The following is a 19,434-nucleotide window of genomic DNA, read 5'->3' as shown; positions in this document are numbered from 1 at the left end:
AAATTGGAAAAAAATACGTATCTTATTGTTAATATTATGCTTTAATAACGTGTTATTTGTATTGGGACAAGTTGCTCTGCTGCCCAAACGAGATAAAAGCACAGTAGATGATTTTGTTTTTCCAGAAGTTGTACCTTTACCCCAGTGGCAACTGAAATCTAGCAAAGATTTATCTCAGCAGATACAAAATAATTCTGAATTATTAGCCCAAAGGAATTATAAATATACCCGTAAAGATTTACCTTTAAATATTGAAATGCGTTATGTAAAAATAGGAGATGTTAATCAACTGATTAAAAAATATACTCAGATTTCATCATCTGTTATCATCCGACAAAGAGAAGGTATAGGCTATTACGGATTAGGATTTGAACAACAAAAAGCCTATCTCAGTGCTTGTATCAATCCGCAAGGTTATAGCACTTTTACTAATACCCAATTTAACGAAAATCAGCAGCAAAAATACCAATACTGGGAACTTTTGTTGTCTTGGTTATTTGCTCAAAAACAGGTAATAAAAGACAAGCGCTGTCTTTGGTCACATTTGTCGGTTCCATTAAAAAATTCTTCCCCAGAAGCTACTTATCAAGTCTTAGAAGCTGCCTGGTTTTCCTGGTATCAATACTGGCATTCTCGCTTGCAGAAGCCTTAAAGTTTTGTGTGTTGGAATTGTTGTTGTGATTTTTTACAATAAATTATGACTAAATCAAAAATAGAAACATCTGCTTCTCATCAATTTGTCTTAACACAGGAAAGTTCATTAACTATTGTGCGATCGCTAGGCTATGGTCTATTGATATTATCTGTGTTTGATTGGGTAGCAATTTTTCTGCCATCAAACTTTTTTAACCCTGCTTGGGAATTACAAACGATAGGGGCAATCGTTGAACGTGTACCTGTGCCTTTAATTGGCTTGGCACTAATTTTTTATGGTGAATTGCATTCGCGTAATAGATGGGAATTTCCCGTTTTAAAATTATTGTCTTGGCTGACTATATTGTTTACAGCGTTGTTTATATTAATGATACCTTTAGGAATTGTTAATACCATTCGGCTTAATAAAGAAAATATCGCCCAAATCAATAATATATCTACACAGCAAATTTCTCGTGCTGAACAGTTACACAAGCAACTTAGCCAAGCAACTCCTGAACAATTAGATGATCTTTTAAAAAGCCGGGGTGGTTCCCTGTATGGCAAAAAACCAGAAGAATTAAAGGAGCAACTTTTGTCTCAAGTTTCTAGAGCAAAAGCACAAATCAAGGATCAAGCAGAAGCGACCCAATCTTTGCGTGGTCTCAGCTTAGTCAAAACCTCTACGAAATGGATTCTTGGTGCTTTAGTATCTGCATTTATATTTTTTGGTTTTTGGAAAGGAACAGATTGGGCAAGATTTTAATTAACAAGGTTAGTAGTTATTGATTCAGTAGGGGCAGGTAAAGTCTACAAAATTTATCGCACAACCAACCACTAGGTTACGGTGTACACACAAATCTGAAATAGCTTATGAATCCGCTTTTTACCCCACCCTAACCCTCCCCTTGTAAAGGGGAGGGAACTATATCTGTTGTTTCCCCCCGATATTCGGGGGATTAAGGGAGGTAAATTCAACTTGTGTATAACACGGTAGTAGACGTTGTTCAGTTGCTTTGATCAACAAATAACCACTACCCTTAACTATTGAACCTTGACCCTTAACCATTAACTATTAACCCTTGACCAATGTCTGACGAAATTCGCAATATCTTTAACCGTATTGCTCCCATTTATGACCAACTCAACGATTGGTTAAGCTTGGGACAACATCGGATATGGAAAGAAATGACAGTAAAATGGAGTGCAGCCAAAGCCGGAGATACTTGTTTGGATTTGTGTTGTGGTAGTGGTGATTTAGCCTTTCGATTAGCACGGCGTGTGGGTAAAAGTGGACAGGTGTACGGAGTAGATTTTTCGCCTGCACAGTTAGAAATTGCCAAAGAACGTTCTCAAAGTCAGTATCAAAATCCCCCCATCACTTGGATAGAAGCAGACGTACTCAATTTACCCTTTGAAGACAACAAATTTGACGCCGCCACGATGGGCTATGGTTTACGAAATGTCACAGATATTCAGCTTAGCCTGAAAGAATTACACCGTGTTCTCAAAAAAGGTGCCAAAGCTGCAATTCTGGATTTTCATCGTCCCACAAATTCTACTGCTCGTACCTTTCAGCAATGGTATCTGGATCATCTTGTGGTACCAATTGCTGAGCAGATGGGTTTAAAGGAAGAATATGCTTATATCAGTCCCAGTTTAGACCGCTTTCCCTCTGGAGACAAACAGGTAGAAACAGCTCTTGCAGTTGGCTTTATAACTGCCACACACTACCCCATCGCGAACGATATGATGGGAGTACTGGTAGTCACCAAATTTTAGATATTAGATATTAGATTTTAGATTGGAAGTGACTGAATTAGTAGTTAGGAGATAATTATTAGTGGTGATTAGAAAATGTAAGTAACTAGTGATTATTAATTACTAAGTACTCTCAATCTCCAAATCCAAAATCCGTCTTGAAAAGCTTTGAGGTTCCCTCCGGGACGCTATGCGTAGACGCCCGCTTTCTCGGCATCAAGGTAGAGTACGCCGGAAACCCTAGCTCAAACTTTTCGCAAAATCCAAAATCCAAAATACAAAATCCTGTGGATTGGTCTCATCTTTGGCTGTACGTGTCTCCCCCGATCTTGGGTGGGGTAATTGGCTATTTCACTAACGATATAGCCATCAAAATGTTATTTCGTCCTTACCGAGCAATTTACATCGGTGGACGAAGAATTCCTTTTACACCTGGACTGATTCCCCGTAACCAGGAACGCCTTGCCAAAAATATCTCTGATACGATTATGGGGTCGCTCCTGACACCAGAAGAACTACAGAATCTGGCGCGGCGACTCTTACAAACAGAACGTGTACAATCAGCGATTTTCTGGTTGCTGCAAATGGCAATTGATCAGGTAAAAGCAGATCGTGAGCAAAAAACTGCCAAAATTGTGGCAAATATTTTGCGGGATTTATTGGGTGAATCACTACCTCGTCTGTTGAAGGTTTTGGCACGACGGGAAGATTTTTTAGAAGCACAGATCAATCAAATTTTTGATCAAGTTTTACTAGAATTTCAATTAAGCGAAGAACAAGCCTCTCGTCTTGCTGATTGGTTAATAGAAGTTGTCTTACCACCTGATGTCATCCGACAAGCGATCATTAATTTTTTGACCGATCGCACAATTCAAACTATAGATGAAAGCTTTCGAGAAAAAACCAGTGGTACTTATTGGGTAGTAGCAAATTTATTTGGTTTACGTAATAGCTTAACCCGCTTGCGGACCTACTGTTTAGATGAAAAAGAAGCGACAAATCAACGTTTGCAGGAGTTGATTCAAGAACTACAAGTACGCGATCGCATCAAAAAATTACTGCAAGATATAATGTTACAAAACTTGCCTGTAGGTACAGTCCGACAACTAAGAAAAACTACCCGCGACAGCGTACGTCAATACTTGCAAACACGTGGCAGTGAATTTTTACAAGGATTTAGCGACTCGATTAATTGGGAAAATATTGCTGTATTATTAGTTAATCGCCTCAGTAATTCTGCTGTTGTTAATAGTTCTTTAGAAGTTGTAAGTCTAGAATTAGCATTAATCTTAGAGCGATATTTGGAAAGAGATTTGGAAGCTATAGTTGCTCAAGCAATTCCAATTTTATCACTTGATCAGGTAATTATTGACCGTGTTAAGTCAACTTCACCTGCTGATTTAGAAGCTGCTATTGAGGGAATTGTCAAAAATGAATTACAGGCAATAGTGACCTTAGGTGGAATTTTAGGTTTTATTGTGGGTTTATTTCAAACAGTATTTATATATGTAAGTCAAGCATAATTAAAAAGCTCAATTACCTATTACCAATTACCAAAGTTGGCGGGTTATTAGAACTCCTATCCCAGTCACGCTTAGGGAACTTCCCGCCAACTGTTTGTGAAGTGACATCTCCTACACTTCTGCTTCGCAGTAAGTGTAGGCTTCCAAGACAATCCGGCTATCGCGTAGGAGACTCTTGGCTTTAAGAAGGGTATGCCCATCCGCCCTATTTTTTATATTGATTGCGGCGTTATGATCTCTGTCCAGGCTGCATGAACAATGAGGGCAATTATGGCATCTTTCATGCAGCTTTTTAGGAACTTTAGCCCTACAGTTAGAACAATCTTGAGATGTATTTTTTGGGTTAACAGCTATCACAAGCAAACCAGCATTTTCGGCTTTATTTGCAAGAGTTGATAAAAAGCTTGACCACCCAGCATCATGAACTGACAATGCTCGCCTGGATTTTGAAAGTCCTTTGATATTTAAATCTTCATGGACTATGACATCATACTTTTTGATTAAATGATTAGCAGTTTTGAAGTGAAAATCCCGACGCTTATCAGCAACTTTTTTATGTTGCTTACCTAGTTGCTTAACTGCTTTTTGTCTCCCTTTACTGCCCTTTTTGCGTCTAGATACTCGTTTTTGAATAACTCTTAATCGTTTTTGTGCTTTCCTATAGTGTTTTGGAATGGCAACAGTTTCACCTTCAGAGGTTGTCAAAAACTCTTTCAATCCCAAGTCAATGCCAGTAATCGACTCGGGATTAATGTCAGGTTTAACAGTAGGAACTGTAGGATCTTCTAGACTTAAAGTGATGTAGTATCCATCTGCTTTTTTGGTAACAGAAGCGGTTTTAATTTTGAAACCAGTAGGTAGTTGACGATGCAAAACAACTTTTATTAACCCCAGTTTTGGGAGATTAATCAAGTTATCCTGCAAGCAGTCCTCTTTCATCTGAGGATAAGTGAAGGTTTTGTATCTACTTCTAGATTTAAACCTTGGTTTGCCGCTTTTCTTACCGTTGCTATCACCCTTAAGAAAACGGTCAAAAGTTACCTTAACTCGTTTAACTACATCTTGTAAAACTTGTGAATAAATATCACCGTAATGGGGATGAGTTTTCTTAAGCTCAGGCAATGTTTTCTTTTGTGAGTAGTAGTCGGGATTATCTCTTAATTCAGGCAGGTGACAAACTAGTGGGCAAGAATTAACAGGATTACGTTTTGTTCATACCAATTAAATCTATCTGCCAACAAATAGTTATACTGAGCGCACAACATAGACAACCATCTATCTATCTCTGCGGCTTGCACTTTTGTTGGACGTAGTTTGTACTGGTATGCAGTCCTCATTTCTTAATTCTCAACACCAGATATACTTTATCATAAAAGGGTACACATTGTTTACCCGTTATGAAAGATTCTAGATTAAGTGTCAGAATGTCAACACGCAGATTAAATAAGCTCAGGCAGCACGCCACAAACAAAGATAAGACTGTGACCCAGGTGATAGAAGATTGGATTGACCGACTACCAAACGTAGAAAATGGTGATTCCTTATCGACCCCCTGCTCTGTCAATCCTTCGGATTGAATTGGTTGTGGGTCAATTCGTCATCAAAGAGCAATTCATCTCATCACCTCCTTCGGGTAGGTGGGAGGCTTCTTGCGGTTTTAGCTAAAGCACCTTTTTGAGAGCCTCTAACCAACGGTTAGCCATTTTCGATTCACCATTATCATTAGGATGACACCCATCGAAAGTATCAGAAAGATAAAAACCAGTATACTGATCAACGACTATAACAGGCGATTGATATGTATTGGTTTGGTTGGCAAGAGTTGGGATTTGTGCATTAAATAATGCTTTACGCTCCAAACTTCCACAGGATGGAATAATTTCAGCCAACAGTATCTTTACATATGGGTTGTAGTATCGAAGCTTTTGAATGATTCCACGTATATCCTCGATTGTACTTTCTGGGGTTTCTCCGCTACCAAGGTCATTTGTTCCTAGATGAATCAGCACGACATCTGGTCGAGTTTTGCTTGCCCACTCGTCAATCCCAGCAAGTATCTGATCGGCCCGCCAACCACAATGACCCTCATTGTCTAAATCAAAATCCGGCAAAGAAGGAGTTCTGCCACAATTAACTCGGAGTGAACCAACAAAATCAACACTATAACCTGCATTGAGTAAGTAAAACCAAAGTAAGCGACGATAGCTGTTTTGACCTCCCTCTCCTCCAGTAATTGAGTCACCAAGAGGCATGATTCGGGTACGAGTATAATTTTGTGCAATTAAAAGTGGTTTGTTACTTTTGTTAACACCCAATGCTGTCCCATTGAAACTACTCTTACCTATTACTTCTAACACCATAAACGCCACGACAACGCTTAAATTTGTCAACCACCAACGACGCATATTACTACCTCTTAAGTAAGATATGCATTTAACTTGCTCTGTAGCGGTTGCTAGGAGAGTGAGGAGACAAAAATTGAATATAAAACTCTCCTAATTGCTGTACAGATATGCCATTAAATATCTGTACAAGACAGAATTCTCTAAATAGAATGCAACCTGATTCTTCGTTATTTTAACAATACTATATATACAATTTATCATCACCATGAATACAATTGATTAAGTGATAATTCATGTTTTTATGCTAGTTATTACACAGTTTTTGACTTAATATTTTGACATTTCAAATAATCAAATAAATAGATAAATAAAATTTCAAATTATTTTGATTTAAAACTCATTGAAGAATTCCTCAAGGAGTTTCCATCAAAACTTGCGATCGCTTTATTAATTCTGGAAAGTTTAATACTGATATAGCTGTCCACTACATTAATTTATGATGGTCAGCTTCTCGGCTTTTTTTAAAGTCGGGGAGCTATCCCCTTGCAAACCCTTAGAACTTATGTGGAGTACTACTAGTAGTCTGTTGTTTCCACCCTTTCAACTTCAACGCATCACCTTCAAACTGCTTACCTTTTAACATCCGATTCCAGTAAACCCAAGGTAAAACATGACGCTTCACCAACCACATACTATAACGTTCCTCTCTGGGATCTATTGGGAAAGTAGATATGGGTTGGTTACTGTAGTCAAACTCTGCCATGATTACTTTGCCATATCCAGTAATTAACGGACAGCAAGTATAGCCGTTGTAGCTTCCTGTCATTGAGGTAGAGTAGATTAAGGCCAAAAGATTTTCCACTAAAATAGGAGCCTGACGACGAATAGCAGCAGCAGTTTTAGAAGTGGGTAGGGAAGAAGCATCCCCTAAACTAAAGACATTGGGGTATTGATTGTGCTGCAATGTCTGTTTATCTACATCTACCCAACCTGTACTCGCTGCCAATTTGCTCGTTTTGATAAAATCTGGAGCGCTCATTGGCGGTGTAACATGGATCATGTCATAGGGAATGGTTACTTGCTGTGTACCTTGATCTGTAGTGACATCAAATACCGCTTCTTTGGCTGCTGCCCGAATTGCCCTGAGATTGTGTTTAAATTTAACTTGAATATGGCGGCGCTCAACTACCTTGAGTAATCGTTCTGCATAGGCGGGAACAGGAAAAATTGCACCCACCGCAGAGCAAAACATAACGTTTGTTTTGTTGCTAACGTCTTGACGGTGAAAAGCATCATCAGCCATATACATAATTTTTTGAGGAGCGCCACCACATTTAATTGGTGTCGCTGGGAAGGTAAATAAAGCATTCCCTCCCTGAAAATTCCGGATCACTTCCCAGGTATAAGGAGCATATTCAAATGCATAATTACTGCACACTCCTCCCTTACCCAGTGCTTCTTGCAAGCCTTCTATTAAATGCCAGTCAATTTGAATGCCAGCACACAACACCAAGTAATCATAGTACACTTGTTTACCAGAACGGGTAATTATGGCATTTTCATCGGGGTTTAGTTCGGTTGCGTAGTCTTGAATCCAAGTTACGCCTTTGGGAATACAACTGGCTTGTGGTTTGACTGTATCATCTATGCTGTATTCACCTCCTCCTACCAAAGTCCAAGCAGGTTGATCATAGTGTTGAGCTTTCGGCTCCAGGATAGCAATGTCGAGTTTGCTATTTTTGGCATGCAACTGAGATGCTACAGTAACGCCAGCAGCACCACCACCAACAATAACTATTTGGTAATGTTGTGTTTCTTGAATAACAGAGGTCTCAGTACTTATGAGCAAATTCGTTTTTTTTTGAATAAATGATGACATATATTTCAGCAGCGATCGCAGGCAGCTATCGAAAGAGCTATTCGATTAGAGCCGCTACAATTTTTGGTCAATTTATAATTGTGTCTATTAATAATATCAGTCAACTGAATTACTTAGATATTCTTTACAGAAAGATAGATACTTAGAAACTTGTTACAATAATATCGCGGCAATAAAAACTAGGTTATTTTGATACTCGATTTTAAAAGTTACTTAGATAATAATTTTTTAAATAGGTTATATTATGTCCGACTAATTGCTTACGATATAAAGCTTGGGTATTAAACATTGGGCATAGTGAAAAAATAAGCAATTATCATTTATTACCAATTACCGACCTCAACGGATAACATAAGTCCTTAAACGGACATGATATTGAATCTTGAATCAGCATCTATCTCGGGACTTACGCAAAAACTCTCTCAAACTCTTATTCCTACCCTGCGGGAAGCCGCTTACGCGTCTACGTGTCCTTTGCGTCCTACGCGGTTCGTTTTTCCGTTACTAGTGCGTAAGTCCTATCTCTGATGGAATATGCATGAGGAGAAATATGATGTATAACATATTCAACACTTTATCCACCTACAGAAAAAAGGTAAATTTATATGAACAATTAGGTTATGAATATTGAATTTTTTAACCAGTTTCCTTGGACACCTTTAATGTTGCATTGGCTGGCTTACGCTTTTTTAGGATGGTACTTGTCTGTTAATCATATTGTTTGGCTTGTAGGAGTATTAGTAGTTGCTTTGGTATTCACTTTAGTGGGACGGAGTCTATCTTGGTTGAACCGCTTATTGAATTATGGTTCTCAAATCTTAATTGTTGTCCTTGCTTTAAGTTCGTCAGTGATTTTAGTAGCATTTTTACCGATATTTTTTACTTTTATAGTTACGCCATTAGCAACTACGGTTTTAGCAGAAATAGAGTTACGTTTTGCTGGGTTTAGCAAACGAGATGCATTATTGTTATTAACTTTATTAGCTGGTTTAGGTTTAGCAGTAGGTGAAACAGTAGATTTAATCTTTTTACCTAGTAACAGATATTAATTTTTTTACTAGGAGGTGCGATCGCTTTCATATTTTTCGGTTATTAATTAAATATACTGAATATTCTTTATAGATATAAATGTTACAGTTTGTAACAAACGCCGTAATATACTCATTGATTTGAGAAGTATTACTACGGAGGCAGCAAGTAGACGTGTTTTGAAAGTCTACGTTCATCCTGTTGATCAAAATCTTGGCTTAGTGTTTGCTGTTTTGGGTTTTCGATTTATGAGAATGAGCAAACTTTCTGCTTGTTTCTACTCCTGTGATTACTGATTTCATAATTTCTGCGGTGATGTAGCAGAAATGAATTTAATTCCGAAAAGTATTGAAATGTGAGTAATACAGCATGAACAAAGATTTACCGCACGCTACATTGAAAATATTTTTGATTGATGGTCATGAAATATGCCTGAGTGGAGTACTTAGGTTACTATACTCCCAATACCCACATGCAAAAATAATTACTGCTAACACTGCCGAAAATGTTTTAAATCAAATTTCATTGCTAGAACCTGACCTAGTAATAATGGATATTTTTTTGCCAGAAAAACAGGGAGCAACAGCACGAATTTGTACAGGTATACAATTACTCAGTGAATTACTCGATAAATATCCTAAGCTTAATATTGTAATTCAAAGTGAACATGTGAAAAAATTAGTGCGGATAAAATCTGCAATCGATACACACAAAGGAGGCTTTACAGTTGCTGATAAAAGTCTCTCCAGTAAAGAAATGCTCATTAGAGTTAGTTGGGCATTGCAAGGATTAACTCATATTAAAGATATCCAATCTATCTATTCGGAATTAGAAATCAAACCAGAGTGTTTAACACTTTTAAATCTAGCTTTTCAAGAAGGGTTACAAGATAAAGCTATTGCTGAAAATATCTGTGTTTCAGAACGCATGGTGCGTCACTACTGGGATAAACTTCAAGAAGCTTTAGGCATTGACTGTCAGGAATTAAAAAACCAAGGTAAAAATATCAGAATAATAACTCAGATTCGTGCAAGAGAAGCAGGTTTAATAGACTAAAAAACCTTGAATATTTAGTACATAGCTATCAAAAATTAGTTTTTTATCAGTGATCGCCTGTCTGTTCTGTTGTAGCAAAATCAGGCGATCATTGTTTTTGCTTATTAAATTATATTAATGTGAGTTTGATAAACATTCTCAAACTAGAACAATGAACCATTCGCAACTAGACTGGCCCACATGCTTCATCACAGGCTAAATTGTGGCAAAATTCAAGTTACATACATATAATTATTTATACACATAAACTTTATTTTTGAGAGAATTATTAATAGTATATTTTTTATTAATTAAGTTATAATTAATACATTAATTCTTTAAGTAAGTTTTTTAATATTATTTAAGCGATAAGTACTTGCAACTATAGTCCTTTTAGTTTAAGCTTTGAAACTAACAAGTTATTGTATAAATAATAATGTTAATTATTAAGTATTTACTTAATACAAAATAGTATATGATTTAACTATAAAATGGTGATAAACAACTTAATTTTTCATTGTGAAAATTTAGATTTGAATATGGCTTCGTTAATTTTAATTTTTTGAATACTCAAACTTAGATAATAATAATCAATTTCAAAACAAACTAATATCAAATCAAAAGTATTACAAAAAAGTTTGATTAAAAACTAGACTAATTTTGTTAATTTTTTCTTATTATTCTTAGTAAAGATGAATTATTGATATATAGGGAATAACAGCTAGTAAAAAATTAATTTTTTTATAGTTGTCCAAGCATCTACGTTTAATTACCTCTACTTATGCGTGTTACATAGCTTTTACCATGCCCAGTAAAATTCAATTTCAATCAAACATGTATAAATACTGGTGTTGGTTGAGCATAGTAGTAATTTTTAGTGCAACAACAATCAAGCCGTTGAAAGCGCAAGTAAATGAAGAAGGCAGCTATGCTGGAGGCAGAGGGCACAAGCAGCGATGTTCCTGGGGGATTCATACCCACCAGCAATTCGTATCCGCTAAACTTCGTTTTAGCGGGGGTCTTAAACCCAAAAGCTCGGACGGCAATAGGGCTGCTCAACCGACAACTCAACATAGATGCCTCCTGCCCTCTGCCTTCCTCGCGCAGCGAGATAAAACAACGCAAATACCAGCTTACAAAACTGCTCAAGTTCCAAACATTAGACCTGAACCTGGTAAACCACCCTCAACTCAGCCCTTACCAGAACAGTCACCACCACAACCTCTACCGCCTCCAGAAGAATTACTGCAACCCCGGGATACAACAACTCCAACTCCAAAACCAACCCCAAGCGGTGAAGTTCCTCAAACTATCATTGTGAAAAAATTTAAAGTCACGGGCAGTTCTGTTTTTAGCCCTGAGGACTTTGACAAAATTACTGAACCTTTTGCTAATCGTCCAATTACCTTTGCAGAACTATTTCAGCTTCGTTCAAAAATTACTCAATTTTATGTAGATCAAGGTTACATTACATCTGGAGCTTATATCCCACCACAAAAATTGCAGAATGGTGTAGTGGAAATTAGGGTAGTTGAGGGGGGACTAGAAGATATAAAAGTAATAGGTACCCACAGACTTAACCCTAAATATTTGCAAAGTCGCCTTGCCATTGCCACAAAACCACCCTTGAACCGCGATCGCTTGTTAGAAGCATTGCAATTATTGCAACTCAATCCTTTAATTGCAAACTTATCAGCAGAACTATCAGCCGGAACTCGCCCTGGACAAAGTTTACTAGAAGTACAAGTCAAGGAAGCCGATAGTTTTAACGTACAGTTGATTTTGGACAATGGGCGATCGCCTGCTGTCGGCAGTTTTCGTCGGCAAATACAAGTAAACGAAGCTAATCTGTCTGGATGGGGTGATAGCATTAGCGCCGTTTACGCCAATACGGATGGTAGTAATGCCTTTGATATAAATTATACTTTGCCCCTCAATCCCCGCAATGGTACTTTGTCGCTTAGCTACGGTTTTTCTGACAACACTGTTGTAGAAAGACCCTTTGATGTCTTAGATATTCAGTCCAACTCCAGTTACTACGAACTAACGCTGCGTCAGCCTCTACTACAAAAACCGACTCAAGAATTTGCCTTAGGTATAACAGCAAGCCATCGTCGTAGCAAAGCTACCTTTTTAGATGGGGAAATTCCTTTTCCTGGGACAGGTACAGACACAGAAGGAAAAACGCGGGTAACAGCTGTACGCTTTTTTCAAGAGTGGGTTTCTCGTGATAGTCAGCAAGTATTTGCCATGCGTTCTCAATTCAGTGTCGGACTTGATCTTTTTGATGCCACTATCAACGAAACCTTCCCTGATACTCGTTTTGTCTCTTGGAGAGGACAAGCCCAGTGGGTACGCTTATTAGCACGCGACACTTTGTTGCTGCTACGAGGTGATCTACAACTAGCAGATAGACCACTCGTTCCCTTTGAACAAATTGGTATTGGGGGTCTAGATTCCGTCCGGGGCTATCGTCAAGATGCTTTATTAACAGACAACGGCATTTTTCTATCTGCGGAAGTGCGAGTACCCGTCGTTCGCTTCTCAGGACGCAACAACTTTTTGCAGATAGCTCCTTTTGTGGATTTTGGCAATGGTTGGAATGATTCTGGCAGATCCGACTTTCAAGTTGAACTCGATAGCAATACCCTGCTATCTGTAGGATTAGGTCTACGCTTACAACTTCAAGATAATCTTACCGCTCGCCTTGATTGGGGCATTCCTTTAATCTCAATTGGTTCCGAGGAAAAGGATTCATGGCAGGAAAACGGTTTGTACTTTTCCATTATTGCCAATCCCTTTTGATCACAATGGGGAGTGTGAGGAGTGTGAGGAGACAAGGGAGACAAGGGAGAAAAACTAATAACAAATGACAAATGACCACCAACTAACAACAACCAACAATTAACCCTTGACTAACGAATGTTACTGTTACATTTTGTTGACAAATAAAATATTGTCACAAATTTCGGTTACAAAGATTAATTGTTTGAAAATTCCTTATCAGCTTAAATAAGTTGGTAAAAATTAAAGAAAGTTTGTAGTAATTGGCTCAAAAAGCCTAAAAAACCTCTAAAAAGTAAAAATTATTACTACAAACAGAATTGCTTGAGTGCATTTAACATTCTTTTCTTAATTAACTATTTACAGCTAAAAACCTGGGCGACTTAATGACAATTTTCTAAACAGGAAGTAAAAAATAACTTACTGTTGAGATGTATTTTAGGCAGGAAATTAACTTGGGATACATACAATTCCTGCCAAGAGTCAAAGGAAAAGCTTCGCCTTTTTAACCATTAAAGGTTGGTTTTTGCTGTAAACAATTTGATGTGGCAGCTTAGCTGCGTACCACAGTCTACACAATAGACGCATATATACTCACAGGGTAGAACACAAACAATTTTAGAGGTAATGAAGATTGGGGTTAACTCTGATGGAATATATTCCATTATTAACCTCCAGTTTTTGTTGTTCCCAAACTCATCAACTTCTAGACAAGGTATAGAGGAGGTTTGTAAATGTTTGATTTAATTCAAGAGATTTTGCAAGGTGATGAGAAAAATAATTTACGGCAGTTTGTAAGTTTATTGCGTCAGTTAGAAAAAAAGTATTTGCTACGCAATGAAATTTTGAATTCATTTCATGATTACTGCCAAAAACAGGAAAATTTTGACCATCTTTACCACAGTTCTAATTTGAGTAAGTTGGTTTATTTTACTCAAGAAATTATTTTCGATACCGAAAGTGTTTATTTAGTCATCCGTCCTCAAATTGCTACTCAACAAGCTTATCGGTTATCAGAAGATTTCACAGTAGAACCAATTAGCATTCAAGAACTATTAAATTTGCGCGATCACTTAGTTAATCGTTATCATCCCCAAGAGGGTGAGGTGCTGAAAATAGATTTTCAACCCTTCTATGACTATTCCCCTGTAATCCGCGACTCTAAAAACATTGGCAAAGGTGTAGCTTTTCTCAACCGCTACCTATCTAGCAAACTATTTGATGACAATCGTCAGTGGCAAGATGCTTTGTTTAATTTTCTGCGTCTGCACCGCTACAATGATACTCAACTGCTGATTAATGAACGTATCCAAACGCAACAGCATTTATCTAACTGTGTTAAACGGGCATTAACCTTATTAGGGAAGTATCCATCTGATACAGCTTACAAAAATTTCTGCACAGAATTACAAAATCTTGGTTTTGAACCTGGTTGGGGAAACACCGCCTCTCGGGTACAGGAAACTCTGGAAATGCTGGATCAGTTGATAGATTCACCAGATCATCAGGTACTAGAAAATTTCATTGCCCGCATACCGATGATTTTCCGTATTCTTTTGGTTTCTCCTCACGGTTGGTTTGGCCAGGAAGGGGTACTAGGAAGACCAGATACAGGTGGACAGGTAGTCTATATTCTCGACCAGGTAAAAGGGCTAGAAAAGCAAATCCAAGACAACATCAAACTATCAGGATTGGATGTGCTTAGCATTCAACCAAAAGTGATTGTCCTGACACGTTTGATCCCCAATAGTGAGGATACTACCTGTAATCAGAAGCTAGAGAAAATTTACGATACTGATAATGCTTGGATTTTGCGCGTACCTTTTCGAGAATATAATCCCCAACTGACGCAAAATTGGATTTCTCGATTTGAAATTTGGCCTTACTTAGAAACCTTTGCTATTGACGCTGAAAAAGAGTTACTACAACAGTTGCAAGGCAAACCCGATTTAATTGTCGGCAATTATTCTGACGGCAATTTGGTAGCATTTTTGCTAGCACGGCGGATGAATGTAACCCAATGCATTATTGCCCACGCCCTGGAAAAATCTAAGTATCTCTTCAGTAATCTGTATTGGCAAGACCTAGAGGATAAATACCACTTTTCTTTGCAATTCACAGCAGATTTGATTGCCATGAATGGGGCAAATTTCATTGTCAGCAGCACTTACCAAGAAATTGTTGGTACACAAGATAGTGTTGGTCAGTACGAGTCTTATCAATCTTTTACTATGCCGGATTTATACCATGTGCTGAGCGGCATTGAGTTATTTAGTCCTAAGTTTAATATTGTTCCCCCTGGTGTGAATGAGGATGTTTATTTTCCTTACTCTAGGATAGAGAAGCGAAATTTAAGCGATCGCTCACGCTTGGAAAACCTCTTGTTTACCCTTGAAGATGCAACTCAGGTTTTTGGTAAGTTAGCAGACCCCAACAAGCGCCCCATATTTTCTATGGCGCGATTAGACAGGATTAAAAATCTCACTGGTTTAGCAGAATGCTTTGGTAAAAGTAAGGAACTACAAGAACGCTGCAATCTCATCCTGATCGCAGGTAAACTCAAGAGTGAAGATTCTACCGATCACGAAGAAATTAGCGAAATTAAGAAACTTTACCAAATCATCGACCACTACAACTTGCACGGCAAAATTAGGTGGTTAGGTGTGCGTTTATCCAAGGATGACTCTGGTGAAGTTTATCGGGTGATAGGCGATCATCAAGGAATTTTTGTCCAACCAGCCTTGTTTGAAGCCTTTGGTTTAACAATTCTAGAAGCAATGATTAGTGGAATACCTACCTTTGCGACTCGCTTTGGTGGACCTTTAGAAATCATCCAAGATCAGATCAATGGATTCTACATTAACCCTACCGATCACACAGAAGTGGCAGAGATCATCTTAAAATTCATTTCTAGGTGTGACCAAAACCCCAACTACTGGAGCGAAATTTCCCAGCGCAGCCAAGAGCGTGTTTATAGCAACTATACTTGGAAAATCCATACCAATCGTCTGTTGTCTTTAGCAAAAATCTACAGCTTCTGGAACTACACCTCTAAAGAACAACGCGAGGAGTTACTACGTTACATTGAGTCGTTGTTTCATCTAATTTACAAACCAAGAGCTAAGATGCTGTTAGAAGAGCATATGCACCGTTACTAATAGGTTAATAGCCAATCGTCAATAGACCTCTTGCAAAAGTTGAATAAACCCCCCTCAATCCCCCCGTGAACGGTAGGAAGATTTTGTTCCCTCCCCAATTTCGCTTAGGGTTAGGGTGGGGTAAAAAATATTTGTGCAAGAGGTCTATTGGTCATCGATTAATAGTTATATCAAGTTCGCATGATTACTTACAATTCCCTTTTACCTCACCCCGCCTTCGGCACCCCTGTTCTTGCTAAGGAGAGGGGATGGGGGGTCCCCTCTGGGGAACTCGGGGGCCCCACTCCCCTAAGGGAGTGGGGATTAGGGGTGAAGGGGCTGTTCTTGTGAGGTTTTTTATTCTAAGTGATTAACCGAACTTGATATTAGTACTCATTACAAATGACAAATGACTAATGACCACACAAAGCGTCTAAGGTGATAATCTAGGTGGTTGGGGCATTGATAACGGTGTTGTAAGTAATGGATTATAAGGACGCAGGAGTTGATGTTGAGGCTGGTCGAGCTTTTGTAACTCAGATTCGGAATTTGGTTCATAGCACTTTTAGACCAGAAGTGTTGGGTGGATTGGGAGGCTTTAGTGGCTACTTTCAATTACCAACTGGTTTGCAGGAACCAGTTTTAGTTTCTGGTACTGATGGTGTAGGTACAAAGCTCAAAATCGCTCAGACTCTCAACATTCACGACACCGTTGGGGTTGATTTGGTGGCAATGTGCGTTAATGATGTTTTGACATCTGGTGCAGAACCACTCTTTTTTTTGGATTATCTGGCAACTGGTAAGTTAGAGAAAGAGCAGTTAACCCAAGTCGTGGCGGGTATAGCTTCTGGTTGTAAACAAGCTGGTTGTGCTTTATTAGGAGGAGAAACAGCAGAAATGCCTGGTTTCTACCAAGCAGGTGAATATGACTTAGCTGGTTTCTGTGTGGGAGTTGTAGAAAAAAGCCAACTACTTGATGGTTCGCAAGTACAACTAGGAGATGTGGCGATCGCACTCGCTAGTGCAGGTGTTCATAGTAATGGCTATAGTTTAGTTAGGAAGATTATCTCTGACCACGGCTTGGCTTGGGCTCAGCGCCCGGAACTCCTTGGGGGCAAAACTTTAGGAGAAATTTTCCTTACACCTACCCGTATTTATGTCAAACCTGTTCTCGCTGCGCGCCAAGCGGGTTTAGAAATTCACGGTATGGCTCATATTACTGGTGGCGGTTTACCAGAAAATTTACCCAGATGCTTAGGACAAGGACAAGCAATTAAAATTAACCTTAACAGTTGGCCTATTCCATCTGTATTTCAATGGTTGGCTGAAACTGGTTCAGTCAGTTCTCAAGCAATGTATAACACTTTTAACATGGGCATAGGTTTTGTCTTACTTGTACCTCCGCAACAAGCTCAACAAGTAATGCATCACTTTGAGTCACAAAATATTGCAACCTATACAATTGGTGAAGTAATTACTGGTTCAGGCGAATTATTAGGTTTGCCAGAGTAAATGGCAAAATTAATACATCTGAGCAAATCTATTTTTTATTAAGTAGGCGGACAAAATTAAATGTAAAATGCGAATCGGCGAATCTTGTTGCTCTTAGATTTTTTCCTTCTGCCTTTTACTAAATTAGTTGCATTTTCTTATTGATATCAAGTCCGGCTAATTGCTTACGATATAAAGCTTAGTCATTGAGTTTTTGTCATTGGTTTTCCCATTACCCATTACCGACCTCAACGAATAATATAAGTATTCAAGTGGACATGATATGACTTAATAAGTATCTTAATCGTTATTTCTATATCTATTCTTTGTGGAAAAAACTGAGTTTATTAGCAACATTTATTACTTTTATTGAGGTTGGCAATCGAAAATACTCATGACCGACTGCGTTTGAATTTGCTAACGTAGTCTTAACATATTGAAAAATATTACCAACCAAGCTTAAAAAAAGACTACTAGCACTATATAGAAGTGTTGGTATTTTCAAAACTATAGATAGTTGTGTTGGGGTGTTAACTATCACTCATAAACAAAAAAAGAGGGGGTTATGACTGTCAATTTTGTTCGGACTGCTTTTGCCTCTAGAGAATTATTAGAAGAAGTATTTCAAAACATCAATGCTCAAAGTTGTCCGAAGTGCTTCAACTTTCACATGCACACCGTCTACTCAGATGGTAAATTGCAGCCTAGTGGGTTAATGGAACAGGCGATCGCGATTGGCTTAGAAGGGCTAGCCATTACCGATCATCATAGTATATCTGGCTACCAAGTAGCAAAACAGTGGTTGGAAGATTGGCAATGGAATAACCCAGGTGCACGTATTCCCTACCTGTGGAGTGGTGTAGAAATTAATGCTAACTTACTGGGTGTAGAAGTTCATATTTTGGCTTATGCCTTCGATACTACACATCCAAGTATTAAGCCATACATCCAAAGAAGAATTACCACAGGCGAAGAATATCAAGCAGCTAACGTCATTGCTGCTATTCACCAAGCAGGTGGATTAGCGGTACTTGCTCATCCAGCACGTTATAGAAAATCACACTTAGAATTGATTCCTGCTGCTGCTGAACTAGGTATTAATGGTGTAGAGACTTTCTACGCCTACAATAACCCAAAACCTTGGCAACCTAGTATGACAGAATCACAACAAGTCCAACAGTTAGCTGCTGAATACGGACTTTATAACACCTGTGGTACTGATACTCATGGTTTAAGTATATTACAGCGACTGTAAACACGGGAAAAATTATGAATTATCAATTATGAATTCTGAAATTTCCAGCATTCATCATTTTTTCAATCGTTTAACTTCCTATTTTTGATTCGGTGTGTAACTTAGGGCAACACATATACTTACTACTAAAAATGCGATCGCACCTACGCGAATCTCTATTTTAAGTGTAATTACTCTTGTTTTCTATTAATCACCTTAGAGTGAGCTTGAGGTGGTATAAAAATTGAAAAGTAATGGCGCGATCGCTTCGAGTAGTTCTAGAGAGCATTCAACAGGTTAAATCAGCTCTCCAGCGATAAGGGTATCCCAATCCACAGGCTTTAGCAACAGATGCAGAAGTATCTTTATCCACTGTGGAAGATTTTCTCAATGGTGAACTAGTTGATGATCTGGATTTTGTGGAAATTAGTGAGAAGTTGGGGCGAGAATGGCAGGCGATAGCATCCACAGATCCAAAAATCAGCTGCATTCACCCCCTACCCTCCCCTTTACGAGGGGAGGGAACTGGATTTGTTGTTTCCTTCCGAATATTGGGGGATTAAAAGGGTAAATCCAACTTGTG

Annotated in this window: 12 protein-coding genes and 1 pseudogene; 10 read left to right on the top strand and 3 right to left on the bottom strand. The window is 38.4% G+C overall.

Annotation, left to right across the window (positions count from 1 at the left end):
- Positions 1–49: 49 nt before the first annotated feature.
- The 4 genes from RS893_RS10660 to RS893_RS10645 all read left to right on the top strand — a co-directional run bounded on the left by RS893_RS10660 (position 50) and on the right by RS893_RS10645 (position 3,917).
- Positions 50–652 (top strand): cyanoexosortase A system-associated protein, encoded by a 603-nt coding sequence (locus RS893_RS10660; protein WP_315791139.1) that lies wholly within the window; start codon positions 50–52, stop codon positions 650–652.
- 45 nt (positions 653–697) lie between these two features.
- Positions 698–1,399: an HpsJ-like protein, cyanoexosortase A-associated gene (gene hpsJ-A, locus RS893_RS10655; RefSeq protein WP_315791138.1), complete on the top strand. Its 702-nt coding sequence runs from the start codon at positions 698–700 to the stop codon at positions 1,397–1,399.
- A 323-nt stretch (positions 1,400–1,722) separates the two neighbouring features.
- Positions 1,723–2,415 (top strand): bifunctional demethylmenaquinone methyltransferase/2-methoxy-6-polyprenyl-1,4-benzoquinol methylase UbiE, encoded by a 693-nt coding sequence (gene ubiE / locus RS893_RS10650; RefSeq protein ID WP_315791137.1) that lies wholly within the window; start codon positions 1,723–1,725, stop codon positions 2,413–2,415.
- Positions 2,416–2,681: 266 nt separating this feature from the next.
- Positions 2,682–3,917, top strand: a complete 1,236-nt coding sequence (locus tag RS893_RS10645) for a DUF445 domain-containing protein (protein WP_315791936.1) — start codon at positions 2,682–2,684, stop codon at positions 3,915–3,917.
- Between the two features lie 111 nt (positions 3,918–4,028).
- Here the strand turns inward: RS893_RS10645 and RS893_RS10640 are convergent.
- From RS893_RS10640 to RS893_RS10630, 3 genes and pseudogenes are all read right to left on the bottom strand, one after another.
- Positions 4,029–5,254, bottom strand: a pseudogene (locus tag RS893_RS10640) (RNA-guided endonuclease InsQ/TnpB family protein).
- A gap of 324 nt (positions 5,255–5,578) precedes the next feature.
- Complete coding sequence (locus RS893_RS10635) at positions 5,579–6,322, bottom strand: SGNH/GDSL hydrolase family protein (protein WP_315791136.1); 744 nt, start codon at positions 6,320–6,322, stop codon at positions 5,579–5,581.
- 493 nt (positions 6,323–6,815) lie between these two features.
- Positions 6,816–8,141 carry an FAD/NAD(P)-binding oxidoreductase gene (locus tag RS893_RS10630; RefSeq protein WP_315791135.1) on the bottom strand — a complete coding sequence of 442 codons (1,326 nt, stop codon included), beginning with the start codon at positions 8,139–8,141 and terminating at the stop codon, positions 6,816–6,818.
- 620 nt (positions 8,142–8,761) lie between these two features.
- Between RS893_RS10630 and RS893_RS10625 the strand changes: the two genes are divergently transcribed.
- From RS893_RS10625 to RS893_RS10600, 6 genes are all read left to right on the top strand, one after another.
- Positions 8,762–9,190 carry a hypothetical protein gene (locus RS893_RS10625; protein ID WP_315791134.1) on the top strand — a complete coding sequence of 143 codons (429 nt, stop codon included), beginning with the start codon at positions 8,762–8,764 and terminating at the stop codon, positions 9,188–9,190.
- 349 nt (positions 9,191–9,539) lie between these two features.
- Positions 9,540–10,226, top strand: coding sequence for a response regulator (locus tag RS893_RS10620; RefSeq protein ID WP_315791133.1), 687 nt, complete (start codon positions 9,540–9,542; stop codon positions 10,224–10,226).
- 783 nt (positions 10,227–11,009) lie between these two features.
- Positions 11,010–13,010, top strand: coding sequence for a ShlB/FhaC/HecB family hemolysin secretion/activation protein (locus tag RS893_RS10615; protein WP_315791132.1), 2,001 nt, complete (start codon positions 11,010–11,012; stop codon positions 13,008–13,010).
- A 713-nt stretch (positions 13,011–13,723) separates the two neighbouring features.
- Positions 13,724–16,147, top strand: a complete 2,424-nt coding sequence (locus tag RS893_RS10610; protein WP_315791131.1) for a sucrose synthase — start codon at positions 13,724–13,726, stop codon at positions 16,145–16,147.
- Positions 16,148–16,609: 462 nt separating this feature from the next.
- Entirely contained in the window at positions 16,610–17,638 is a 1,029-nt protein-coding gene (purM, locus tag RS893_RS10605) for a phosphoribosylformylglycinamidine cyclo-ligase (RefSeq protein WP_315791130.1), read from the top strand.
- A gap of 544 nt (positions 17,639–18,182) precedes the next feature.
- Positions 18,183–18,872, top strand: coding sequence for a PHP domain-containing protein (locus RS893_RS10600; protein WP_315791129.1), 690 nt, complete (start codon positions 18,183–18,185; stop codon positions 18,870–18,872).
- Positions 18,873–19,434 lie beyond the last annotated feature (562 nt).

Source organism: Fischerella sp. JS2 (assembly GCF_032393985.1).
In the GTDB taxonomy this organism is placed as follows: domain Bacteria; phylum Cyanobacteriota; class Cyanobacteriia; order Cyanobacteriales; family Nostocaceae; genus Fischerella.
Note: the sequence above shows the minus strand (reverse complement) of the source record. Positions and strands in the feature narration are given on the sequence as shown.